We start from the raw sequence: 24,101 nt of genomic DNA, 5'->3' as shown, positions 1-24,101 counted from the left end.
CATCCAGTACCATAGCGCCCTTTCCATTCCCGGACCCATTTTTCGATGACCGTCTTTTTTGACGGGGTCGAACTATTGCCTGCAATTAAAGATTAGAGCCGAACAACTATGCCTTTTACACTTGGTCAACGCTGGATCAGCGATACAGAAAGCGAACTTGGATTAGGAACCGTCGTTGCCGTCGATGCGCGCATGGTTACCCTCCTTTTCCCTGCTACCGGTGAAAACCGCCTGTACGCTCGCAATGACTCCCCTGTTACCCGCGTAATGTTCAATCCGGGTGATACCGTGACCAGCCATGACGGCTGGCAACTGAAGGTTGAAGACGTAAAAGAAGAGAATGGACTGCTCGCCTACATCGGAACGCGTCTTGATACCGACGAGACAAATGTCATCCTGCGTGAAGTGCTGCTCGACAGCAAACTGGTGTTCAGCAAGCCGCAGGACCGTCTGTTTGCCGGGCAAATCGACCGAATGGATCGCTTCTCCCTGCGCTACCGCGCGCGTAAGTTCCAGAGTGAGCAGTACCGCATGCCGTGGAGCGGCCTGCGCGGTCAGCGTACCAGCCTTATTCCCCATCAGCTGAATATCGCCCATGACGTGGGCCGTCGCCATGCGCCTCGCGTGCTGCTGGCTGATGAAGTGGGCCTGGGTAAAACCATCGAAGCAGGCATGATCCTGCACCAGCAGCTGCTCTCTGGCGCTGCCGAGCGCGTGCTGATTGTGGTTCCAGAAACGCTGCAACATCAGTGGCTGGTTGAAATGCTGCGCCGCTTTAACCTGCGCTTCTCCCTGTTCGACGATGAGCGCTATGCCGAAGCCCAGCACGACGCGGACAACCCGTTTGAAACCGAACAGCTGGTCATTTGTTCCCTGGACTTCGTGCGCCGCAGCAAGCAGCGCCTGGAGCATCTGTGCGACGCTGAATGGGATCTGATGGTCGTCGACGAAGCGCACCACCTCGTCTGGAGCGAAGACGCGCCAAGCCGTGAATACATGGCGATTGAGCAGCTTGCCGAGCGCGTACCGGGCGTTCTGCTCCTGACCGCCACGCCGGAGCAGCTGGGTCTTGAGAGCCACTTCGCCCGTCTGCGTCTGCTCGATCCCAACCGTTTCCACGATTTTGAGCAGTTTGTTGAAGAGCAGAAAAACTACCGCCCGGTGGCGGACGCCGTCGCGCTGCTGCTGGCCGGTAATCGTCTCTCTAATGATGAGCTTAACACTCTCAGCGATCTGATTGGCGAGCAGGATATTGAGCCGCTGCTTCAGGCCGCGAACAGCGACAGCGATAATGCGGGATCCGCGCGTAAAGAGCTGATCGACATGCTGATGGATCGCCACGGTACCAGCCGCGTGCTGTTCCGTAACACCCGTAACGGCGTGAAAGGCTTCCCGAAACGCGAGCTGCACACCATCAAACTGCCGCTGCCGACCCAGTACCAGACGGCGATTAAAGTCTCCGGCATTATGGGTACCCGTAAAACTGCGGAAGATCGCGCGCGCGACATGCTCTACCCGGAGCAGATTTATCAGGAATTCGAAGGCGACACCGGCACCTGGTGGAACTTCGATCCGCGCGTGGAGTGGTTGATGGGCTACCTCACCGCTCACCGTTCCCAGAAAGTGCTGGTGATCTGCGCCAAAGCCGCTACCGCATTGCAGCTGGAGCAGGTTCTGCGTGAGCGCGAAGGCATTCGCGCCGCCGTGTTCCACGAAGGCATGTCCATAGTTGAGCGCGATCGTGCAGCAGCCTGGTTTGGTGAAGAGGACAGCGGCGCGCAGGTTCTGCTGTGCTCTGAAATCGGTTCTGAAGGCCGTAACTTCCAGTTCGCCAGCAATCTGGTGATGTTCGATCTGCCGTTTAACCCGGATCTGCTGGAGCAGCGTATCGGCCGTCTGGATCGTATCGGGCAGGCGCACGATATTCAGATCCACGTGCCGTATCTGGAGAAAACCGCCCAGTCCGTGCTGGTGCGCTGGTACCACGAAGGGCTGGACGCGTTTGAACACACCTGCCCGACCGGCCGCACCATTTACGATCAGGTCCATGGCGATCTGATCGGTTACCTGGCCGCGCCTGAAAATAGTGAGGGCTTTGATGAGCTGATTAAATCCTGCCGTGAGAAGCACGACGCACTGAAAGCGCAGCTGGAGCAGGGTCGCGATCGCCTGCTGGAGATCCACTCCAACGGCGGTGAAAAAGCGCAGCAGCTGGCCGAAAGCATTGAAGAGCAGGACGACGACACCAGCCTGATCAGCTTCTCCATGAATCTGTTCGACATCGTCGGTATAAACCAGGACGATCGCGGCGAGAACATGATCGTGCTGACCCCGTCCGATCATATGCTGGTGCCGGATTTCCCGGGCCTGCCGGAAGACGGCTGCACTATCACCTTTGAGCGTGATGTGGCGCTGTCCCGCGAAGACGCACAGTTCATTACCTGGGAGCACCCGCTGATCCGCAACGGTCTGGATCTGATCCTCTCCGGCGATACCGGCAGCAGCACCATTTCCCTGTTGAAGAACAAAGCCTTGCCTGTGGGCACGCTGCTGGTGGAGCTGATCTACGTTGTGGAAGCGCAGGCGCCGAAACAGCTTCAGCTTAACCGCTTCCTCCCGCCAACGCCGGTGCGTCTGCTGCTGGATAAAAACGGTACGAATCTGGCCGGCCAGGTGGAGTTTGAAAGCTTCAACCGTCAGTTGAGCGCGGTGAACCGCCATACCGGCAGCAAGCTGGTGAATGCGGTGCAACAGGACGTGCATGCCATTCTGCAACTGGGTGAAACCCAGGCCGAAAAAGCGGCCAGAGTGCTGATTGATGCGGCGCGCAGCGAAGCCGATGAGAAGCTTTCTGCCGAGCTGTCGCGTCTGGAAGCGTTGAAAGCGGTAAACCCGAACATTCGTGACGATGAGCTGGCCGCAATTGAGAGCAACCGCCAGCAGGTGCTGGAAAGCCTGAATCAGGCGGGATGGCGTCTCGACGCCCTGCGTCTTATCGTTGTGACGCATCAGTAAGCGGAGCGCAAAATGGTAATGGAGCCCTACAATCCCCCGATGGATCCGTGGCTGGTCATTCTGTATCAGGACGAGCACATTATGGTGGTTAGCAAGCCGAGCGGCCTGTTGTCCGTGCCGGGGCGTCTGGAAGAGCATAAAGACAGCGTGATGACGCGTATCCAGCGCGATTATCCCCAGGCCGAGTCTGTCCATCGTCTGGATATGGCGACCAGCGGCGTGATTGTGGTGGCTCTTAATAAGGCGGCAGAACGTGAGCTGAAGCGTCAGTTCCGCGAGCGCGAGCCGAAGAAGCAGTATGTCGCCCGCGTGTGGGGCCATCCGGCGCAGGCGGAAGGGCTGGTGGATTTACCGCTGATTTGCGACTGGCCGAACCGGCCAAAGCAGAAGGTGTGTTATGAAACCGGCAAGGCTGCGCAGACCGAGTATGAAGTGCTGGAGTACGCGCCGGATAATACCGCGCGCGTCCTGCTGAAGCCGATTACCGGGCGCTCCCATCAGCTGCGTGTGCATATGCTTGCGATGGGTCACCCGATTCTGGGTGACAGATTCTATGCGCCGCCGGAAGCGCTGGCGTTAGCGCCGCGCCTGCAACTGCATGCGCAGACGCTCACCATCACCCACCCTGCTTTCTGCAACGCCATGACGTTCAAAGCCCCGGTGGACTTCTGAAAAAATGGCCCGACACTGTCGGGCCATTTTTTTATTTAAAACCTTTCTGCTCTTTAATCAGCTCGTAGGCTTTCTGGATTTCCTGCGCTTTCTGTTTCGCCATCTCCATCATCTCAGGCGGCAGGCCTTTCGCCACCAGCTTATCCGGATGGTGCTCGCTCATCAGCTTACGATAGGCGCGTTTGATGGTCGTGACATCGTCAGAGGGCTTCACGCCGAGGACATTACAGGCATCTTCAAGCGTAGGGCCACGCTGCGCCTGCTGCCAGCCGCCACCGGACGATTGCTGTTGATAACCGCCGCCAAAGTGCGCGCCGCCCTGCATCATGCGCAGGAACTGATCGAACTGCATGCGGGAAATGCCCAGCTCTTCAGCAATCACATACAGGACGTCCCGTTCATTCGGATGCAGAGAGCCATCCGCGAAGGCGGCCTGGATTTGAATTTCCAGAAACATCCGAATTAAATCAAAGCGCCCGAAGCAGATGCTACGGAACTGCCGCATTTTTTCACGCAGCGGGTAGTTATCCGCTTTACCAATCCGGAATGCATTCTGCGCCGCGACGCGGGATTCGCCGTGCAGATTCATGCGATCCATAAAGACGCTGGCAACCTGAATATCGGCTTCCGTTACGCGCCCTTTTGATTTGGTTAAGTGCCCCATCACCTCGAAGGTGGTGGAGAAGAAGAGTGACTGGCGCTCGCGCTGGTTGGCAAACCAGGCCATTTTGCGGCTGCGTGCTTTATCAAACATATGGCCGATAATGAGGCCAAGAACAACACCCCAGAATCCGGCACCCATAATAATTGCGAACGCAACGCCGATTATTTTACCCCAATACTGCATATACTCCCCGAATGGTCATGTTCCTGGCCGACGCAACGCCATCATTACAGTGGTCGCGCCACGGTCAATTGAGGGACATCGCCTATAATTTGCATTATCATACTCGTCATTCGATAGCGAGCCTAACACTCTGGCGCGCAAACGGGCAGGATTAACGCTGGTACTGCGCTGATGAGTAAGATAGTCTCTGAGCGTTTGTAAGCCGTAGCCACTGATGACGGAACAATAAAATACAACGTATGAAAAAACGTATCCCCACCCTTCTGGCCACAATGATTGGCACCGCCCTGTATAGCCAACAGGGGCTCGCAGCCGATCTCGCCTCGCAGTGTATGCTTGGCGTCCCAAGTTACAATCGCCCACTGGTGAAAGGCGATACGAATGACTTACCCGTCACCATTAATGCCGACAGCGCAAAAGGTAATTATCCTGACAATGCAACCTTTACGGGCAATGTCGATATTAACCAGGGTAACAGCCGTCTGCTGGCTGACGAAGTGCAATTGCACCAGAAGCAGCCGGAAGGTGCTCAGGCGCCTGTCCGTACGGTGGATGCGCTGGGTAATGTGCACTATGACGACAATCAGGTCATCCTGAAAGGTCCGAAAGCCTGGTCGAATCTGAATACCAAAGACACCAACGTCTGGGAAGGTGATTATCAGATGGTCGGTCGTCAGGGGCGCGGTACCGCAGACCTGATGAAGCAGCGCGGCGAGAACCGCTACACCATTCTCGAAAACGGCTCGTTTACGTCCTGTTTGCCAGGGTCAAATACCTGGAGCGTTGTGGGCAGCGAAGTGATCCACGACCGTGAAGAACAGGTTGCAGAGATCTGGAACGCCCGTTTTAAACTCGGCCCGGTGCCCATTTTCTATAGTCCTTACCTGCAACTGCCTGTGGGTGACAAACGTCGTTCAGGCTTCCTGATCCCGAACGCCAAGTACAGCACGTCGAACTACTTTGAGTTCTACCTGCCGTACTACTGGAACATTGCGCCCAACATGGACGCCACGATCACGCCGCACTACATCCATAAGCGCGGTAACATCATGTGGGAGAACGAATTCCGCTATCTGACCAAAGCGGGCGCGGGTCTGATGGAGTTTGATTATCTGCCATCAGATAAGGTGTTCCAGGACGAACATCCGAGCGAAGGTGATAAGCACCGCTGGATGTACTACTGGAAGCACGCCGGGGTATTGGATCAGGTGTGGCGCTTCAACATCGACTACACCAAAGTCAGCGATCCGTATTACTTCAACGACTTCGACTCTAAATACGGGTCCAGTACCGACGGTTACGCCACGCAGAAATTCAGCGTGGGCTACGCCATTGAGAACTTTGACGCGACGGTGTCGACCAAGCAGTTCCAGGTATTTGATACGCAATCGCGTAGTACCTATGGTGCAGAGCCGCAGCTGGACGTGAACTGGTACCAGAACGATGTGGGTCCTTTCGACACGCACGTTTACGCTCAGGCGGTCCATTTCGTCAACACCAACTCGGATATGCCGGAATCAACGCGTCTGCATATCGAGCCGACGATCAATCTGCCGTGGTCAAACGACTGGGCGAGCCTGAATACCGAAGCCAAGCTGATGGCCACCCACTATCAGCAGAAAAATCTGGACTGGTATAACAAACGCTATGGCACCGATCTTGAAGAGTCGGTAAACCGTACGCTTCCGCAATTCAAAATGGATGGGAAGCTGATTTTCGAACGTGATATGGCTCTTCTCGCGGATGGATACACCCAGACGCTTGAGCCACGTATGCAGTATCTGTACGTGCCTTATCGCGATCAGAGCAAAATTCAAAACTACGACTCGTCCTTCCTGCAATCAGACTACAGCGGCCTGTTCCGCGATCGTACCTACGGCGGCCTTGACCGTATTGCGTCTGCTAACCAGTTAACGACCGGCGTCACAACGCGCATTTATGATGATGCTGCCGTTGAACGTTTTAACGTTTCTGTTGGTCAAATCTACTATTTCACCGAGTCTCGTACCGGTGATGACGACATTAACTGGGAGAAAGACAACAAAACGGGCTCACTGGTATGGGCGGGCGACACCTACTGGCGTATGACGGATCGTTGGGGTCTGCGCGGTGGTGTTCAGTACGATACACGACTGGACAATATCGCGACGGGCAGCGCTGCCATCGAATATCGTCGTGATGAAGATCGCATGTTGCAGTTGACGTACCGTTACGCCAGCCCGGAGTATATCCAGGCGACACTGCCAAACTATGCGAATACAGACCAATACAAAGACGGTATCTCACAGGTGGGTACCGCCGCGAGCTGGCCTATCGCCGATCGTTGGTCAGTCGTCGGAGCCTACTACTATGACACGAATGCCCAAAAACCTGCTGACCAGATGCTGGGTCTGCAATATAACTCCTGCTGTTACGCAATACGTGTCGGTTACGAACGCAAACTTAACGGCTGGGATACGCAAAACAGTCAGGGCAAATACGATAACGTGATTGGCTTTAATATCGAGTTGCGCGGCCTGAGCTCTAACTACGGTCTGGGCACGCAGCAGATGCTGCGCTCGAACATTCTGCCGTATCGTAGTTCATTGTAATGTGCTTGATTTACAACGTAATCCGCTTTGCGGTTAATTGAAATGGAAAAAGTATGAAGAACTGGAAAACGCTGCTACTCGGTGTCGCTATGGTTGCGAATACCAGCTTCGCGGCCCCACAGGTTGTCGATAAAGTCGCGGCTGTGGTTAACAACGGCGTCGTGCTTGAAAGTGACGTTGACGGTTTGATGAAATCTGTAAAGCTCAACTCGGGCCAGGCAGGTCAACAACTTCCGGATGACGCTACGCTGCGCCACCAGATCCTGGAACGTCTGATCATGGATCAGATTGTCCTGCAAATGGGCCAGAAAATGGGTGTGAAGATCTCTGACGAGCAGCTCGATCAGGCGATCGCCAACATTGCAAAGCAGAACAACATTACCCCGGACCAGATGCGTAGCCGCCTGGCCTATGACGGCATCAGCTATGCCACCTACCGTAATCAGATCCGTAAAGAGATGCTGATTTCAGAAGTGCGTAACAATGAAGTCCGTCGCCGCGTCACCATCCTGCCTCAGGAAGTGGATGCCCTGGCGAAACAGGTGGGTAATCAGAATGATGCCAGCACTGAACTTAACCTGAGCCACATCCTGATCCCACTGCCGGAAAACCCAACCTCCGATCAGGCGGCTGAGGCGGAAAGTCAGGCGCGCGCTATCGTTGAGCAGGCGCGTAATGGCGATGACTTCGGCAAACTGGCGATCACCTACTCTGCTGACCAGCAGGCGCTGAAAGGCGGCCAGATGGGCTGGGGCCGTATTCAGGAGCTGCCATCCCTGTTTGCCCAGGCGCTGAGCACGGCGAAGAAAGGCGACATCGTCGGTCCAATCCGTTCCGGTGTGGGCTTCCACATTCTGAAAGTGAACGACCTGCGCGGTCAGAGCCAGAACATTTCGGTTACCGAAGTGCATGCGCGCCATATCCTGCTCAAACCGTCTCCGATCATGACTGACGATCAGGCCCGTGCGAAGCTGGAACAGATCGCCGCAGACATCAAGAGCGGTAAAACCACCTTCGATAAAGCGGCAAAAGAGTTCTCTCAGGATCCTGGCTCTGCAAACCAGGGCGGTGACCTGGGTTGGGCGGCAGCGGATATTTACGATCCAGCTTTCCGCGATGCGTTAATGAAGCTGAATAAAGGCCAGATGAGCGCGCCGGTACACTCCTCCTTCGGCTGGCATCTGATCCAGCTGATGGACACCCGCAACGTGGATAAAACCGATGCGGCACAGAAAGACCGCGCGTATCGCATGCTGTTTAACCGTAAGTTCTCTGAAGAAGCCGCAACCTGGATGCAGGAACAACGCGCCAGCGCTTACGTGAAAGTGTTGAGCAACTAATGAAACCGCATCGTGTTGTGATCACTCCCGGCGAACCCGCCGGGATTGGGCCTGACCTTGTGGTTCAGCTCGCCCAGCGCAGCTGGCCGGTAGAGTTGGTTGTTTGCGCAGATGCAACACTGTTACAAGACCGGGCAGCCTTGCTCGGTCTGCCTTTAACGCTCCTCCCTTACGTTGAAGGCCAACAGCCCGCACCGCAGCAGGCTGGTACTCTCACCCTGCTTTCTGTTCCGCTTCGTGCACCTGTTGTCCCCGGTGAGTTACACATCGAAAACGGCCACTACGTTGTCGAGACGCTGGCGCGCGCCTGTGACGGTTGCCTTCAGGGCGAATTTGCAGCCCTGATCACCGGTCCGGTGCATAAAGGCGTAATCAACGACGCGGGCATTCCGTTTACCGGGCATACCGAATTTTTCGAAGAGCGTTCGCACAGCCCGAAAGTGGTGATGATGCTGGCAACCGAAGCAATGCGCGTTGCGCTGGTAACAACGCACCTGCCGATCAAAGCCATTCCGGATGCCATTACGCCTGAACTCCTGCGTGAGATCATTGGCATTTTGCATCACGATCTGCAAACCAAATTCGGTATTCCGCAGCCGCATGTGCTGGTTTGCGGCCTGAATCCGCACGCGGGTGAGGGCGGACATATGGGCACTGAAGAGATCGACACCATCATTCCGGTGCTTGAGGAGATGCGGGCGAAGGGGATGAACCTCAGCGGGCCACTGCCTGCCGACACCCTTTTCCAGCCCAAATACCTGGATAAAGCCGATGCCGTACTCGCGATGTACCACGATCAGGGTCTGCCCGTGCTAAAATACCAGGGATTTGGTCGCGGGGTGAATATCACCCTCGGCTTACCCTTTATTCGAACGTCCGTTGACCACGGTACTGCGCTGGATCTGGCAGGCCAGGGAAAAGCGGATGTCGGCAGTTTTATCACGGCGCTTAATCTCGCCATCAAAATGATTGTTAATACTCAATGACTAATCGAGTCCATCAGGGCCACTTAGCCCGTAAACGCTTCGGGCAAAACTTCCTCAACGATCAGTTTGTGATCGACAGTATCGTTTCTGCCATTAATCCGCAGAAAGGCCAGGCCATGGTCGAAATCGGCCCGGGTCTTGCCGCGCTGACCGAGCCGGTAGGCGAACGCCTTGACGAACTGACCGTTATCGAACTCGACCGCGATCTGGCCGCGCGTCTGCAAACGCACCCTTTCCTCGGGCCGAAGCTGACGATTTATCAGCAGGATGCGATGACCATGAACTTTGGCGAACTGTCAGAAAAAATGGGACAGCCGCTGCGCGTGTTCGGTAACCTGCCGTACAACATCTCCACCCCGCTGATGTTCCATCTGTTTAGCTATACTGATGCCATTGCCGACATGCACTTCATGTTGCAAAAAGAGGTCGTTAACCGTCTGGTTGCAGGGCCGAACAGTAAAGCGTATGGTCGTTTAAGCGTGATGGCGCAATATTACTGCAACGTGATCCCGGTATTAGAAGTGCCGCCTTCCGCGTTCACGCCACCACCAAAAGTGGATTCTGCGGTTGTGCGCCTGGTGCCACATAAAACGATGCCGTATCCGGTCAAAGACCTGCGCGTGCTGAGCCGTATCACGACAGAAGCCTTTAACCAGCGCCGTAAAACGATTCGTAACAGCCTTGGCAATCTGTTTACCGTTGACGTATTAGCTGAGTTGGGTATCGACCCGGCAATGCGTGCGGAAAATATTTCCGTAGAGCAGTACTGCAAGCTGGCTAATTACATCAGCGACAATGCGCCGCCGAAGGAGAGCTAAGCCATGATTGATTCGCCCCGCGTCTGTGTTCAGGTTCAAAGCGTCTACATTGAGTCCCAATCCACACCGGATGAAGAACGTTTTGTCTTTGCTTATACCGTAACCATTCGCAATCTGGGGCGGATGCCTGTGCAACTGCTCGGGCGCTACTGGCTTATCACCAACGGCAATGGCCGCGAAATTGAAGTCCAGGGTGAAGGTGTGGTCGGTGAACAACCCCATATCGCCCCTGGCGAAGAGTATCAGTACACCAGCGGTGCGGTCATTGAAACGCCACTGGGTACCATGCAAGGCCATTACGAAATGGTCGATGCCGACGGTAATGCTTTCCGCATTGCTATTCCTGTGTTCCGTCTCGCCGTACCTACACTTATTCATTAATCTAATGTCTACATATCTGATTGGCGACGTTCACGGTTGCTACGATGAACTGATCGCATTATTAAAACAGGTCGATTTTACTCCCGGGCAGGACACGCTCTGGCTTACGGGCGATTTAGTGGCGCGCGGCCCTGGCTCCCTTGACGTCCTGCGTTACGTCAAATCTTTGGGCGACAGCGTGCGGCTGGTACTGGGCAACCACGATCTGCATCTGCTGGCCGTATACGCCGGGATCAGCCGTAATAAGCCGAAAGATCGCATTACCCCCCTGCTGGAAGCACCGGATGCCGATGAGTTGCTCAACTGGCTGCGTCGCCAGCCACTGCTACAGATTGACGAAGAGAAAAAGCTGGTGATGGCTCATGCCGGCATCACGCCTCAGTGGGATCTTGAGACGGCAAAAACCTGTGCGCGCGACGCCGAAGCGGTGCTGGCGAGCGACTCCTACCCGTTCTTCCTTGATGCGATGTACGGCGACATGCCGAATAACTGGAGTGATGACCTCAGCGGCCTGGCGCGGCTACGTTTTATCACCAATGCTTTTACGCGGATGCGCTACTGCTTCCCGAACGGGCAGCTGGATATGTATTGCAAAGATACGCCGGAAAATGCCCCTGCGCCGCTTAAGCCATGGTTTGCGATTCCGGGCCCCGTGACAAACGAATATAGCGTGGTATTTGGGCACTGGGCATCACTGGAAGGAAAAGGCACCCCGGAAAATATCTATGCGCTGGATACCGGATGCTGCTGGGGCGGGGATTTAACCTGCTTACGCTGGGAAGATAAAACCTACTTTGTCCAGCCATCCAACCGACAGCTGGATTTAGGCGAGGGAGAGGCGGTCGCCTCCTGAAGATGTTTATCCTCTCCCTTTGGGGAGAGGATAAAAACGTTAACGACGTTCCAGAATTTCGAAGCAGTAGCTGTGCGAGTTCTGCGCATCCGCATCGTGAAACTCACTGAATACGGACTCCCACTCGTCCGGATCGTAATCCGGAAAATGGGTATCCCCTTCCACTTCCGCATCAATGTGCGTCAGATACAGTTTCTGCGCTTTTGGCAGGAACTGCTCATACACGCGACCACCACCGATCACCATGATCTCTTCGGCATCGCCGCAGGCGGCAATCGCTTCATCAACGGATTTCACCCACTGCACGCGATCGTCAGTGCCCGGCTGGCTACTGATCACAATATTCTTACGACCCGGCAATGGACGACCAATCGACTCCCAGGTCAGGCGGCCCATCACTACCGGCTTGTTTAACGTAGTACGTTTAAACCATGCGAGATCGGCAGGCAGGTTCCACGGCATGGCGTTTTCCATGCCGATAACGCGGTCTACCGCCAGCGCTGCAATCAGACTGATCATTGAAAATTTCCCGGATGCAAAAAATTGCCGCCACTATACGGAAAGCTTAATCTTTCGTCGACTGGCGGCAGGGTAAAGAATTAGAAATTTTTTAATATTGCTGGCAACTCCACTTCACGCAGAGGGTTTACTCTCCGGTTCATCCGCAGGATCACCGGTATGCTTGCCCTCTTCCGTCCCTTGCCAGCCGTGGCGCTGAACCAGCGACAGGTGATTACGATCCTCGTTGATGATTTCCGTCAGCATGGTGCTGGTGCGTTTAAACACCGCTGCGCGTTCGGTTGCCGTACTGCTCGCCATCGCCACCATCTCTTCCACCATATCATGGTTAAAGCGGCGGAACAGATCGGCACGTTCACGCGCTTCATACGCACCAAGCCCCAGACTTTCCAGCGCCATGCGGCCAGATTTGAGCGCCCCTTCGAAGGTTTCACGTTCAGGGGCTGCCACCCCCGCCTGACGCAGCTGGATGTAGTGATCCACATCGCGCGCACGTGAGATAATGGTCAGATGCGGAAAATGCTCTTTAACCAGCTCAACCATCTGCATGCTGGTCTCAGGATCGTCGATGGCGTTAATCAGCACCTCGGCTTTCGCCGCTCCGGCGGATTCCAGCAGGTCCGCCCGGGTCGCATCACCGTAAAACACTTTCATATCGAATTTACGCAGCGTATCAACATGGTCAGGATCGTGATCGAGGATAACCATTTTCACACCGCTGGAGAGCAGTAAACGGCCTGCGATCTGCCCGAAGCGGCCAAATCCGGCGATGATCACGCGCGGCTGCTCCTCGTCGATCTCATCGGCTTCTCGCTCCTGTTCGCTTCCCGTTTTTTCCAGACGCGTCAGCAGCACCAGCAGAATTGGTGTTGCGGCCATCGACAGCGCGACCGCCAGCGTCAGCGCTTTTGCCCATTCCGGATCGAGTACATTTGCCATTTGCGCTGCGCCAAAGACCACGAAAGCAAACTCACTCCCCTGCCCCAGCAGCACAGCAAACCAGCGGCGTTGCGGTTTTGGCACGTTTAACGGTCGGGCAATCAGCCACAGCATCGCCATTTTAATGACCAGGAAACCCACCAGCAGAATGATAATGCGCAGCGGGTGGGTTACCAGCGTCCCGAAGTCGATAGACATCCCGACGCCGATGAAAAACAGCCCAAGCAGCAATCCTTTAAACGGCTCGATATCGCTTTCCAGCGCGTGACGATATTCGGAGCTTGCCAGTAAGACCCCTGCGAGGAAAGCGCCCATCGCCATCGACAGCCCAGCCTCTTCAAGCAGCAATCCAAAACCAAACACCAGGAATAACGCAACGGCGCTGAATACTTCGCGCAGGCCAGAGCGAGCCACAAAGCGCAGCAACGGACGCGTTACGTAGCGCCCCAGAAGAATTACCAGCGCCAACGCACCGACAACCTTCAGCGCAGATAAGGCAAATGCCCCCAGCGTCGTTGAAGCGCCGCTGGTTGCCAGCAGCGGGATCATCGCTACCAGCGGGATGGCGGCAATATCCTGGAACAGCAGTACGGAGAAGGTGCTGCGCCCCATTTGCGAGACCGTCAGGTTACGTTCGTTCATTGCCTGCATGGCAATCGCCGTCGAGGAGAGCGCCAGCGTCATGCCGATCAGCTCTGCGACTTTCCACTCCATCCCCAGCAAAATGCAGAACCCGCCCAACAGCAGACCGCAGGCCAGCATTTGCAAAGCGCCACCGCCAAACACCGAGGCGCGCAGTTTCCACAGCCGCTGCGGATCCAATTCCAGGCCAATCACAAACAGCATCAGCACCACGCCGATTTCCGCAAAATGCAGGATTGACTCGGCATCCGTCACCAGCCGAAAGCCCCAGGGGCCAATTACACACCCGGCAATCAGATAGCCGAGCACCGAGCCCAGCCCCAGACGGACCGCCACGGGCACAATTAATGCCGCCGCGCCGAGGTAAATCAGCGCCTGTATCATCGTATGGCTATCCATTGTGCCCCTCCTGCCACTCGAGTAAGCGTTGTTTGTAGTGACGAGCCTGCGCCTGCAAGGTTTCATCGTCGCAGACAAAGGTACAGTGCATTGCAAAAGGCGGAAGCCAGTTCAGGCCACAGTAAAGGGCGGTAGCCTGGAGCGGCTGCGCCAGCACGTCAAATCCGGGGAAAGCGCCAATCTCAAAGTGGCTTTCACCCCCACCGGTGGTTACAGCCCACATCAGGCTTTTTCCCTGAAGCGCTTTGCCGTTATGTCCGTATGCCCAACCGTGCGACAAGACTTTGTCGATCCACAATTTCAGCAGCGGAGGTGTGCTGTACCACTGCATCGGATGCTGCCAGACGATCAGATCGGCACGAGAGAGCGCCTCCTGTTCGGCGGCGACATCGATACTGAAATCAGGATAGAGTTGATAGAGGGAACGTATCTCAACGTTTTCGAGCGTCCTTGCCTGCTCAAGCATCCGTTTATTCGCATGCGAATGTTGCGGATAGGGATGCGCATAAATTATCAGAACCATGAATATGCCTGTCTTTTACTTTTCTTGTAGCATTGAGTGTAGACAGTTACCACCCCGACTTAAAGGGGCTATCTAACGGTTAAAAGTAAAACGCAAGTATTGGCAACCCATCCCACCTTACCAGCGACAGTGGCGCTAAACACGAAGAGCGATACGCGAGACAAATTCATCCTACAAAATAGTTATGGCCATTCATATTATCAACAGATATTTTTAGCGAAACTTAAGTCATTATTTAATAAATCAACCTGTACATAACCTATTGAAAAAATAATAATTTTATGCTTTTTTTGTTTTAAGCCCACGCTTTAAGACGGACTAAATACGTTTTACGCACGTTATCTAATGTTCCTTCTCACTCAAATGGATGTGTACATGAGCAACAATTTCTTTAGATTAAATCATACAACCAAAACTCTTGGAAAGATATTTCCTGCCTTGTTGATATGCACCCCTGCGGTTGCGTTTTCTGCAACGATTGACCAATCAACTTCTGTTCCTCAAGATTTCTCAGCCGATGCTGAATATATTATTAATAAAAACGTGACGATCTCCTCCGCTGGTAGTGAAGCGGCGGTATCGGTCTCTGGGTTTACTCTCACCCATGTCACTAACGAAGGGAATATTTCTGGCACGGGAAATGGCCTGAATATAAATACTGGTGTACAGCGCATTGTAATTAATAACGACATCGGCGCAACCATTTCCTCCACCACCGCGAATGCGGTGAATATTCAGTCACTACTCGGTGATTTTAATAACAGTGGAAACATTACTGGCTCGGAAAATGGCATTTTTGTCAGTGAAAACTCCTCCGCAGTAAATATTACCAATACCAGCACCGGAACGATAAAAGGAAAAACAGGTCTTAGTACTCAGGTTGGCATTGGCATTAATAACAGTGGCGAAATTATCGGTACAAACGGTGATGCTATTACGGCAAATGATGGCAACACTAAGATTTTTAACAGTGCCACTGTGCAGGGAACCCAGTACGGAATCAATGTAAAAGATACAGCAAAATTAGATATCAAAAATAGCGGAACGATTAGTGGTGAAACAAACGCTATTATGTTTGCCAGCGATAAAAATAACACGCTACTGCTCGACACTGGCTCCAACCTCATCGGTGACGTAATATCCACAAATTCCAGAGGAAATACCCTGACGTTGATCGGCACCGGTACGGAAGACAGTAACTTCGTGGGTCTGAATGAAGGCGACGGTTTTGCCAGCGTAAAAATGGAGGGTGAAAGCTGGGCACTGTCGGGCGATCTCGACATTATTGGCTCTGGCGACTCCTTGCTGATAGAGACTGGCGCGTTAACCCTGTCGGGTGCGGTATCGAATACCGGTAATACGCGGGTGGCCAAAGACGCCTCGCTGCAACTGGGCGATGGCGAAAAAACTGCGACGCTCAGCGGTGGGCTCACCAACAATGGTACCGTCATTTTTAATCAGGGTAGCGATTTCACTTTCGCCACCGACATGACCGGTAGCGGTAACGTCGAAAAAGTTGATTCCAACACGCTGACCCTGACAGGCAAAAATAGCTATACAGGGAATACGGTTCTGCACGGTGGCACCACGCTGGTCTCCACCGGCGCAACGCTCGGCGTCAAGGGCAGTAACGCCACCGTTACCGTTGAAAACGGCGCGACCTTTGCCACCGCAGGCGAAGTGAACAACAATATCGCGATTCTTAGCGGCGGTACGCTGGCGGCATGGAATGCAGTCCAGGGTAATTCCACGCTCAGCGCTTCCGGTGTTGATACCATCAACGGCAACGTGGCTAATGGCGGCACGCTGTTGCTGAGTGCGGCTGATAATAGCGTTGGCAATAATTTTACGATTAATGGCGACTACACCGGCTCTGACGGTAGCCAGATTGTGATGAACAGCACTCTGGGTGAAGATAACTCACCAACTGACCACCTCACCATTACGGGCAGCAGCTTCGGTCAGTCCGGCGTCAGCATTACCAACATTGGCGGCGCAGGCGCGCAAACCATTAACGGTATGGAAATTGTCAGCATTGGCGGCAGTTCCGAAGCCCAGCTGACGCTGGCAAAACCGGTCGTCGCAGGCGCCTGGGAGTATAACCTCTACCAGCACAGTGACGGAAACTGGTATCTGGAATCAAAGGCGACGCCTTCTGATGATCCTTCCGACGACACCGATGACGGTGGCAATAATGATGACGGCGGTAACACCGACGGCGGTGGCAACACCGATAATGGTGGTAACACCGATGACGGTGGTAACACAGATGACGGTGGTAACGCCGATGATGGTGGTAACACCGACAACGGCGGCAACACTGACAACGGCGGCAACACCGATAACGGCGGCAACACTGACAACGGTGGCAACACTGACAACGGTGGCAACACCGATAACGGCGGCAACACTGACAACGGCGGCAACACCGATAACGGCGGCAACACCGATAACGGCGGTAACAGTGCCCCGGAAGTTATGGCACCTGAAGTGGGTGCTTACTTAGGTAACTACCTTGCCGCGCAGAGCATGTTCCTGCATAAGCGCGACGATCGCGACCAGCTCACTTTCCGCAATGAAGACGATCTGAACACCTGGATGTACGTTAAGGGTCGCTATCATGAGAACGATGCGGGTGGCGATAAAGTCAGCTACGACACCACCACCACCGTTCTGCAAGTCGGCAGCGATTTCATGAGCAAGCCAATGGATAACGGCATCCTGCGTGCCGGTGGTATGTTCGGTGCAGGCCAGGCGAAGACCCACTCTGATGCGAAGCACAACGTGCGTGACGCACAGGGTAAAGTTGATGGCTTCAATGTTGGGCTGTACGCCACCTGGCAGGAAGATCAGAAATTACGTCTGGGCAGCTACGTTGATACCTGGGCCGCTTATAGCTGGTACAACAACAAAGTCACCAGCAATCGTAACGATGAAGATTACGATAGCGAAGGTTTCGCCGCGTCTGTTGAAGTCGGCCACGCGTGGGTTATCCAGTCTGAAAATGAACGTACATGGAAGATCGAGCCACAGGCGCAGGTGATCTACAGCTATCTCGATCAGGAAAATCACACCGATCGCGACGGCGTACGCGTAACCACGCTGGACAATGACAGCGTCTTTGGTCGTCTTGGCGTTAAAGCAAGCTACTTCCAGCAGAAGGACGTCAAGGCCTGGCAGCCATACGTCACAGTTAACTGGTTGAAAGGTGCTGGTCAAAACGATCTGGCATTCAACGACGAAACCGTCAGCAACGATACGCCAGAAGATCGTGGTCAGTTAGAGCTGGGCGTAACCGGCAACCTGAACGAAACCACAACGATCTCCCTGCGTGCCAGCGGTGAGTGGGGTGAAAACAGCTATGCCGCTTACGGCGGTCATATTTTGTTAAACCATCGCTGGTAATCGATCATTCTGACGCAAAAAAAGCAGTGGCATGTGCCACTGCTTTTTTTTTAGTTATCCAGCTCACCCATTGATTTAACCTGGTCACGGTTAATCTGTTCAGTTTGACCGGTTTCGGCGTTTTTGTACGATACCAGACCGGTATCGTCATCCACCTGCGGTTTCCCGTCAGTAACGATAGTTTTACCATCGGTGGTTTTTACGGCCTGATTTGACGAACAGCCCGCCACGGTGAACATTGCAGTGGCAGCCAGAACGGAAGCGATCAGTAGTTTATTTTGCATGGTGTTTTCCCCTGCTCTCAGTTGAATTTTCGTTATCGACCTAACCATTTTAGGCTAACTGACTGAAAGCGGATGAAAAACCAGAAGGTTCTTAAGATGGGTAAAGAAAACCGTAGGGCGGGTAAGCGAAGCGCCACCCGCCACTTGCCCGGCGGCGCTAACGCTTGCCGGGCCTACGCAGATTACTTGCTAATCTGAGCGTGCATTTCCTGCACCGAAATCACCTTCTCGGTGGCATCCGCATTCAGCGCCATGGCCGTCGCGAAACCGCCGTTCAGGGTGGTGTCGTAATGCACTTTATACTGGAGCGCGCTGCGGCGAATCAGCTTGGAGTCTTCAATCGCCTGGCGACCTGCGGTGGTGTTGATGATGTAGGTGTACTCACCATTCTTGATACGGTCCTGAATGTGCGGACGACCTTCATGCACCTTGTTCACCAGACGCGGGTTGATCCCAGCTTCACCCAGCACAATTGCCGTGCCGTGGGTTGCATCCAGCTCGAAGCCCTGTTTAAGCAGCTTGGCGGCCAGGTCAACCACGCGCTCTTTATCGCCTTCGCGAACGGAGAGCAGCGCACGGCCCGATTTTCTCATGGTGGAGCTGCTGCCCAGCTGTGCCTTGGCAAACGCTTCTGCGAAGGTGCGGCCCACGCCCATCACTTCCCCGGTAGAGCGCATCTCTGGCCCTAACAGTGGGTCAACGCCCGGGAATTTGTTGAACGGCAGCACCACCTCTTTCACCGAGTAGTACGGCGGGATGATTTCTTTCGTGACGCCCTGCTGAGTCAGCGTCTGGCCAGCCATCACGCGCGCCGCCACTTTCGCCAGCGGAATACCGGTCGCTTTAGAGACGAACGGTACGGTACGTGCCGCACGCGGGTTGACTTCAATCAGATAAACTTCGTTGTCTTTCACTGCGAACTGGACGTTCATCAGGCCGCGAACCTGTAGCTCGAAGGCCAACTTCTGCACCTGCTGACGCATCACATCCTGTATCTCCTGGCTCAGGGTGTACGCAGGAAGAGAACATGCGGAGTCACCGGAGTGCACGCCAGCCTGCTCGATGTGCTCCATAATGCCGCCAATCAGCACCATTTCGCCGTCGCAGATAGCGTCAACGTCGACTTCAACCGCGTCGTCGAGGAAGCGGTCGAGCAGCACTGGCGCATCGTTGGAGACGCTCACCGCCGTCTGGAAGTAGCGACGCAGGTCGGCTTCGTCATAGACGATTTCCATCGCACGGCCGCCCAGTACGTAGGATGGACGCACCACCAGCGGGTAACCAATCTCTTTCGCTTTCTCAACGGCCATTTCAATCGCGGTCACGGTGGCGTTCGCCGGCTGTTTCAGCTTGAGACGATCAACTGCCTGCTGGAAACGCTCGCGGTCTTCCGCACGGTCAATAGCGTCCGGGCTGGTGCCGATGACCGGCACACCTGCTGCTTCCAGCGCACGCGCCAGCTTCAGCGGAGTCTGGCCGCCATACTGCACGATCACGCCTTTCGGCTTCTCGATGCGCACGATTTCAAGCACGTCTTCCAGCGTAACCGGCTCGAAGTAGAGGCGGTCGGAAGTGTCGTAGTCGGTCGAGACGGTTTCCGGGTTACAGTTGACCATGATGGTCTCGTAACCGTCTTCGCGCAGCGCCAGCGAGGCATGCACGCAGCAGTAGTCGAACTCAATGCCCTGGCCGATACGGTTTGGACCGCCGCCCAGCACCATAATCTTGTCGCGGTCGACGGACGGGTTCGCCTCGCACTCATCTTCATAGGTGGAGTACATGTACGCGGTATCGGTCGAGAACTCTGCCGCACAGGTATCCACGCGCTTGTAAACCGGGTGCAGGTCATACTGGTCGCGCAGCTTGCGGATCTCCGCTTCACGTACGCCCGCCAGTTTAGCCAGACGCGCATCGGCGAAGCCTTTACGCTTCAGCATGCGCAGGAAGTCTGCGTCAAGGCCGTTGATGCCCAGCTCTGCCACTTTCTCTTCCAGACGCACCAGCTCTTCAATCTGCACCAGGAACCAGCGGTCGATGTTAGTCAGGTTAAATACGCCGTCGACGGAGAGGCCCGCACGGAAGGCATCGGCGATGTACCAGATACGCTCTGCGCCCGCGTCTTTCAGCTCGCGGCGGATTTTGGTCAGTGCTTCCGGGTCGTCCAGGCTGACTTTCGGGTCAAAGCCGGTCGCGCCCACTTCCAGGCCACGCAGCGCTTTTTGCAGGGATTCCTGCTGCGTGCGGCCAATCGCCATGACTTCACCAACGGATTTCATCTGGGTAGTCAGACGGTCGTTCGCGCCGGCGAATTTCTCGAAGTTAAAGCGAGGAATTTTAGTCACAACGTAGTCGATGGACGGTTCGAAGGACGCTGGCGTGCGGCCACCGGTGATGTCGTTCATCAGCTCGTCAAGGGTGTAACCCACCGCCAGTTTCGCCGCCACTTTCGCAATCGGGAAGCCGGTGGCTTTGGAGGCCAGCGCGGAGGAACGGGACACGCGCGGGTTCATTTCGATAACAATCAGACGGCCGGTTTTCGGGTTCACCGAGAACTGCACGTTCGAGCCGCCGGTTTCCACGCCGATTTCACGCAGTACCGCCATCGAGGCGTTACGCATGATTTGGTACTCTTTGTCGGTCAGCGTCTGAGCTGGCGCAACGGTGATGGAGTCGCCGGTGTGGATCCCCATCGCGTCGAAGTTTTCGATGGAGCAGACGATGATGCAGTTGTCGTTTTTATCACGCACCACTTCCATCTCGTACTCTTTCCAGCCAATCAGCGATTCATCAATCAGCAGCTCTTTGGTTGGGGAGAGATCCAGACCGCGTTCGCAAATCTCTTCGAACTCTTCGCGGTTGTAGGCGATACCGCCGCCGGTGCCGCCCATGGTGAATGATGGACGGATGATGCACGGATAGCCCACGTCAGCCGCGACGGCCAGCGCTTCTTCCATGTTGTGTGCGATACCGGAACGCGCGGTGTCGAGGCCAATTTTTTTCATTGCTACGTCGAAGCGACGACGGTCTTCTGCTTTATCAATCGCGTCGGCGGTTGCCCCAATCATGGTCACGCCGAACTCTTCCAGCACGCCCTGACGCTCCAGCTCCAGTGCACAGTTCAGCGCCGTCTGGCCGCCCATGGTTGGCAGCACCGCGTCCGGACGCTCTTTCTCAATAATTTTGCGTACCACTTCCCAGTGAATTGGCTCGATGTAGGTCGCATCTGCCATTTCCGGGTCGGTCATGATGGTGGCCGGGTTAGAGTTGACCAGGATGACGCGGTAACCCTCTTCGCGCAGGGCTTTACACGCCTGCGCGCCGGAGTAGTCAAATTCGCAGGCCTGGCCGATCACGATCGGGCCAGCGCCAAGGATCAGGATGCTTTTTATGTCTGTACGTTTTGGCATGGTCTTCTCAGCTCCTGATTATTTAGCAGTCTTACGGTATTGCTCGATAAGTTCGATGAAGTGATCGAACAGCGGCGCGGCATCGTGTGGGCCCGGGCTGGCTTCAGGGTGGCCCTGGAAGCTGAACGCAGGCTTATCGGTGCGATGGATACCCTGCAAGGTTCCATCGAACAGTGACTTATGCGTCACGCGCAGGTTAGCTGGCATCGTCGCTTCATCCACAGCGAAGCCGTGGTTCTGCGCGGTGATCATTACCGTGTTGTTGTCGATATCTTTCACCGGGTGGTTACCACCATGGTGGCCGAACTTCATCTTGACGGTGTTCGCTCCGCTCGCCAGCGCCAGCAGCTGATGGCCGAGACAGATGCCGAATACCGGGATATCGGTTTCAAGGAAGGACTTAATGGCGTCGATAGCGTAGTCGCACGGCGCCGGGTCGCCAGGACCGTTAGAGAGGAAGATGCCGTCCGGGTTCATCTTCAGAACATCTTCCGCAGACGTTTGTGCCGGGACGACCGTCAGGCGGCAGCCACGGTCAACCAGCATACGCAGGATGTTGCGCTTGGCACCAAAATCGTAGGCCACCACGTGGAACGGCAGCTCGCTTTCCGGTTTCGCTTCCGGCAGGTCGCCTTCCAGCGTCCAGCTTCCCTGCGTCCAGCTGTAGGCTTCTGTGGTAGTCACTTCTTTCGCCAGGTCCATCCCGTTCAGGCCCGGGAAGGCTTTCGCTTTTTCCAGCGCCAGCGCCGCATCGAGGTTGTCCCCTGCGATGATGCAGCCATTTTGTGCACCCTTCTCGCGCAGCAGACGCGTCAGCTTACGGGTATCGATATCGGCAATCGCCACAATGTTATGGCGCTTCAGGTAAGAAGAGAGGTCTTCGGTGTTGCGGAAGTTGCTGGCAATCAGCGGCAGGTCGCGAATGACCAGGCCTTGCGCATGTACCTGAGAGGATTCTTCGTCAGCCGCATTGGTGCCGACATTGCCGATATGAGGATAAGTAAGAGTAACGATTTGGCGAGAATAGGAAGGATCAGTGAGGATTTCTTGATAACCGGTCATTGAAGTATTGAAAACGACTTCCCCAACCGCCGAACCCGTTGCCCCTATGGCCCGACCGATAAACTGGGTTCCGTCTTCCAGAACCAATAGCGCTGACTTAATCAAAACACCCTCCAGAGAATATTCACTCACTTTATTTGCATATTAATTCATAACCATGTCATGGATCAATGCAAATGTGTTGCCAGCGGATTTTTGGCAAACGGCGGCATTCTGGGGATTTGCCATGTAAAAGTCAACTTAAAACGGGGATTTTGTTTATTCTTTTGCAGGCCTGATGGCTTGATTTCAAATTAAGCGGCAAAAAGATCAACTAAATCACTGTGGAAACCGCTTGCGCAGGCAGTTTAAAAGAAACAATCGTCTTGCGGGAATAAAAAGTGGACCAGATGGTCAAAATTTACAGTACAGCAACATAAAATTGCATGAAAACACTTACTTTAAATGAGTTAAATGCAATAATCCTTTGAAACAGACAAAATAAAAGGGCAATAAAATATTGCCCTATGCAATCAAACAGTTACGACTGCAATAACCACATCACGATGGGTAATAACGCTTACAAATTGTTGAGTTCGAGCACATCTCGCATATCAAAAAGACCATTTGGCTTACCTTTTAGCCACAGTGCGGAGCGTACCGCCCCGTTTGCAAACGTCATGCGGCTGGATGCTTTATGTGTGATTTCGACCCTTTCACCAATATCGGCGAACATAGCGGTATGTTCGCCGACGATATCACCCGCGCGAACGGTGGCAAAACCAATGGTGCCAGGCACGCGCTCGCCAGTGTGACCTTCGCGAGAATAGACCGCGATGTCTTTCAAATCTTTATCCATTGCATAAGCAATCGCTTCGCCCATCGCCAGCGCCGTGCCAGATGGGGCATCGACTTTATGGCGGTGGTGCGCTTCAATAATCTCAATGTCGGTATAGTCGCCCATCACCTTCGCTGCCTTTTCCAGCAGTTTCAGCATAACGTTAACGCCTACGCTAAAGTTCGCGGCGAAGACAATTGCAATGTCGGCGGCTGCTTCCTGAATGGCCTGTTTACCGGCATCATCGAAACCGGTGGTGCCAATCACCATCCCTTTACCGTGCTGGCGGCAAAACGCCAGGTGAGTCAAAGTGCCTTCCGGACGGGTAAAGTCGATGAACACGTCAAAGTCTTCTTTCACCGCCTCCAGGTTGCTCTGCACGGTAACGCCTGTCTTGCCCGCGCCTGCCAGCTCGCCCGCATCGGAGCCCAGCAGGGATGAACCTTCACGCTCCAGCGCCGCGCCAAGTGCCACGCCATCCATCTGTAGTGCCGCCTGAATCAGCTGGCGACCCATACGTCCACCCGCGCCCGCAATGGCGACACGGATCTGTGCATCATGCATAGTTATTCTCTTACGTTAAAATGATGTAAACCGTTTT

General features: G+C 54.6%; 17 protein-coding genes. 9 read left to right on the top strand and 8 right to left on the bottom strand.

The window, feature by feature from the left end:
• The first annotated feature begins 108 nt into the window (after positions 1 to 108).
• On the top strand, positions 109 to 3,015 hold the full coding sequence (rapA, locus tag HWQ15_RS11930) for an RNA polymerase-associated protein RapA (RefSeq protein ID WP_063148754.1): 2,907 nt from the start codon (positions 109 to 111) through the stop codon (positions 3,013 to 3,015).
• Positions 3,016 to 3,027: 12 nt separating this feature from the next.
• Entirely contained in the window at positions 3,028 to 3,687 is a 660-nt protein-coding gene (gene rluA, locus HWQ15_RS11925) for a bifunctional tRNA pseudouridine(32) synthase/23S rRNA pseudouridine(746) synthase RluA (protein ID WP_063148753.1), read from the top strand.
• 31 nt (positions 3,688 to 3,718) lie between these two features.
• Here the strand turns inward: rluA and djlA are convergent, their stop codons facing one another.
• Positions 3,719 to 4,534 carry a co-chaperone DjlA gene (gene djlA / locus HWQ15_RS11920; protein WP_023299305.1) on the bottom strand — a complete coding sequence of 272 codons (816 nt, stop codon included), beginning with the start codon at positions 4,532 to 4,534 and terminating at the stop codon, positions 3,719 to 3,721.
• Positions 4,535 to 4,773: 239 nt separating this feature from the next.
• On the opposite strand from djlA, the gene lptD reads away from it, so the two are divergent.
• From lptD to apaH, 6 genes are read left to right on the top strand one after another with little or no spacing between them, the layout of a single operon-like run.
• The gene (lptD, locus tag HWQ15_RS11915; protein ID WP_023299304.1) at positions 4,774 to 7,125 is read left to right on the top strand and encodes an LPS assembly protein LptD; all 2,352 of its coding nucleotides are present in this window, start codon (positions 4,774 to 4,776) and stop codon (positions 7,123 to 7,125) included.
• Positions 7,126 to 7,178: 53 nt separating this feature from the next.
• Positions 7,179 to 8,465 (top strand): peptidylprolyl isomerase SurA, encoded by a 1,287-nt coding sequence (gene surA / locus HWQ15_RS11910; protein ID WP_003856417.1) that lies wholly within the window; start codon positions 7,179 to 7,181, stop codon positions 8,463 to 8,465.
• A complete protein-coding gene (gene pdxA, locus HWQ15_RS11905; protein ID WP_022647019.1) occupies positions 8,465 to 9,451 on the top strand; it encodes a 4-hydroxythreonine-4-phosphate dehydrogenase PdxA in 987 nt (328 codons plus the stop codon). Before surA ends, pdxA begins: the two co-directional genes overlap by 1 nt.
• A complete protein-coding gene (rsmA, locus tag HWQ15_RS11900; protein ID WP_003856423.1) occupies positions 9,448 to 10,269 on the top strand; it encodes a 16S rRNA (adenine(1518)-N(6)/adenine(1519)-N(6))-dimethyltransferase RsmA in 822 nt (273 codons plus the stop codon). Before pdxA ends, rsmA begins: the two co-directional genes overlap by 4 nt.
• A 3-nt stretch (positions 10,270 to 10,272) precedes the next feature.
• Complete coding sequence (gene apaG / locus HWQ15_RS11895) at positions 10,273 to 10,650, top strand: Co2+/Mg2+ efflux protein ApaG (RefSeq protein WP_003856425.1); 378 nt, start codon at positions 10,273 to 10,275, stop codon at positions 10,648 to 10,650.
• 4 nt (positions 10,651 to 10,654) lie between these two features.
• Complete coding sequence (gene apaH / locus HWQ15_RS11890) at positions 10,655 to 11,503, top strand: bis(5'-nucleosyl)-tetraphosphatase (symmetrical) ApaH (RefSeq protein WP_022647017.1); 849 nt, start codon at positions 10,655 to 10,657, stop codon at positions 11,501 to 11,503.
• 39 nt (positions 11,504 to 11,542) lie between these two features.
• On the opposite strand, the gene folA is transcribed toward apaH, so the two are convergent.
• From folA to kefF, 3 genes are all read right to left on the bottom strand, one after another.
• A complete protein-coding gene (gene folA / locus HWQ15_RS11885; RefSeq protein WP_003856431.1) occupies positions 11,543 to 12,022 on the bottom strand; it encodes a type 3 dihydrofolate reductase in 480 nt (159 codons plus the stop codon).
• Between the two features lie 114 nt (positions 12,023 to 12,136).
• Entirely contained in the window at positions 12,137 to 14,002 is a 1,866-nt protein-coding gene (gene kefC, locus HWQ15_RS11880) for a glutathione-regulated potassium-efflux system protein KefC (RefSeq protein ID WP_063148752.1), read from the bottom strand.
• Positions 13,995 to 14,525, bottom strand: coding sequence for a glutathione-regulated potassium-efflux system oxidoreductase KefF (gene kefF, locus HWQ15_RS11875; RefSeq protein ID WP_023305423.1), 531 nt, complete (start codon positions 14,523 to 14,525; stop codon positions 13,995 to 13,997). Before kefF ends, kefC begins: the two co-directional genes overlap by 8 nt.
• Before the next feature lie 375 nt (positions 14,526 to 14,900).
• Here kefF and HWQ15_RS11870 point away from each other — a divergent pair, with 375 nt between their 5' ends.
• The gene (locus HWQ15_RS11870) at positions 14,901 to 17,930 is read left to right on the top strand and encodes an autotransporter outer membrane beta-barrel domain-containing protein (protein WP_063148751.1); all 3,030 of its coding nucleotides are present in this window, start codon (positions 14,901 to 14,903) and stop codon (positions 17,928 to 17,930) included.
• A 50-nt stretch (positions 17,931 to 17,980) separates the two neighbouring features.
• Here HWQ15_RS11870 and HWQ15_RS11865 read toward each other — a convergent pair whose 3' ends face one another.
• The 4 genes from HWQ15_RS11865 to dapB form a co-directional block, all read right to left on the bottom strand.
• Complete coding sequence (locus HWQ15_RS11865) at positions 17,981 to 18,214, bottom strand: YgdI/YgdR family lipoprotein (RefSeq protein WP_003856439.1); 234 nt, start codon at positions 18,212 to 18,214, stop codon at positions 17,981 to 17,983.
• Positions 18,215 to 18,396: 182 nt separating this feature from the next.
• Positions 18,397 to 21,621, bottom strand: coding sequence for a carbamoyl-phosphate synthase large subunit (gene carB / locus HWQ15_RS11860; protein WP_022647013.1), 3,225 nt, complete (start codon positions 21,619 to 21,621; stop codon positions 18,397 to 18,399).
• An 18-nt stretch (positions 21,622 to 21,639) separates the two neighbouring features.
• The gene (gene carA / locus HWQ15_RS11855) at positions 21,640 to 22,788 is read right to left on the bottom strand and encodes a glutamine-hydrolyzing carbamoyl-phosphate synthase small subunit (RefSeq protein ID WP_023299297.1); all 1,149 of its coding nucleotides are present in this window, start codon (positions 22,786 to 22,788) and stop codon (positions 21,640 to 21,642) included.
• Between the two features lie 454 nt (positions 22,789 to 23,242).
• A complete protein-coding gene (gene dapB, locus HWQ15_RS11850; RefSeq protein WP_022647011.1) occupies positions 23,243 to 24,064 on the bottom strand; it encodes a 4-hydroxy-tetrahydrodipicolinate reductase in 822 nt (273 codons plus the stop codon).
• Positions 24,065 to 24,101 lie beyond the last annotated feature (37 nt).

The organism is Enterobacter sp. DSM 30060 (assembly GCF_013375955.1).
In the GTDB taxonomy this organism is placed as follows: domain Bacteria; phylum Pseudomonadota; class Gammaproteobacteria; order Enterobacterales; family Enterobacteriaceae; genus Enterobacter; species Enterobacter intestinihominis.
This window is presented reverse-complemented; position numbering and strand designations above follow the sequence as displayed.

Excerpts from the sequence above, each read along its gene's own strand:
- HWQ15_RS11870 (WP_063148751.1), top strand. The coding sequence starts at position 14,901 with ATGAGCAACAATTTCTTTAGATTAAATCATACAACCAAAACTCTTGGA.
- dapB (WP_022647011.1), bottom strand. The coding sequence starts at position 24,064 with ATGCATGATGCACAGATCCGTGTCGCCATTGCGGGCGCGGGTGGACGT.
- djlA (WP_023299305.1), bottom strand. The coding sequence starts at position 4,534 with ATGCAGTATTGGGGTAAAATAATCGGCGTTGCGTTCGCAATTATTATG.
- apaG (WP_003856425.1), top strand. The coding sequence starts at position 10,273 with ATGATTGATTCGCCCCGCGTCTGTGTTCAGGTTCAAAGCGTCTACATT.
- carB (WP_022647013.1), bottom strand. The coding sequence starts at position 21,621 with ATGCCAAAACGTACAGACATAAAAAGCATCCTGATCCTTGGCGCTGGC.
- apaH (WP_022647017.1), top strand. The coding sequence starts at position 10,655 with ATGTCTACATATCTGATTGGCGACGTTCACGGTTGCTACGATGAACTG.
- pdxA (WP_022647019.1), top strand. The coding sequence starts at position 8,465 with ATGAAACCGCATCGTGTTGTGATCACTCCCGGCGAACCCGCCGGGATT.
- rapA (WP_063148754.1), top strand. The coding sequence starts at position 109 with ATGCCTTTTACACTTGGTCAACGCTGGATCAGCGATACAGAAAGCGAA.
- kefC (WP_063148752.1), bottom strand. The coding sequence starts at position 14,002 with ATGGATAGCCATACGATGATACAGGCGCTGATTTACCTCGGCGCGGCG.
- rsmA (WP_003856423.1), top strand. The coding sequence starts at position 9,448 with ATGACTAATCGAGTCCATCAGGGCCACTTAGCCCGTAAACGCTTCGGG.
- lptD (WP_023299304.1), top strand. The coding sequence starts at position 4,774 with ATGAAAAAACGTATCCCCACCCTTCTGGCCACAATGATTGGCACCGCC.
- kefF (WP_023305423.1), bottom strand. The coding sequence starts at position 14,525 with ATGGTTCTGATAATTTATGCGCATCCCTATCCGCAACATTCGCATGCG.
- surA (WP_003856417.1), top strand. The coding sequence starts at position 7,179 with ATGAAGAACTGGAAAACGCTGCTACTCGGTGTCGCTATGGTTGCGAAT.
- HWQ15_RS11865 (WP_003856439.1), bottom strand. The coding sequence starts at position 18,214 with ATGCAAAATAAACTACTGATCGCTTCCGTTCTGGCTGCCACTGCAATG.
- rluA (WP_063148753.1), top strand. The coding sequence starts at position 3,028 with ATGGTAATGGAGCCCTACAATCCCCCGATGGATCCGTGGCTGGTCATT.
- folA (WP_003856431.1), bottom strand. The coding sequence starts at position 12,022 with ATGATCAGTCTGATTGCAGCGCTGGCGGTAGACCGCGTTATCGGCATG.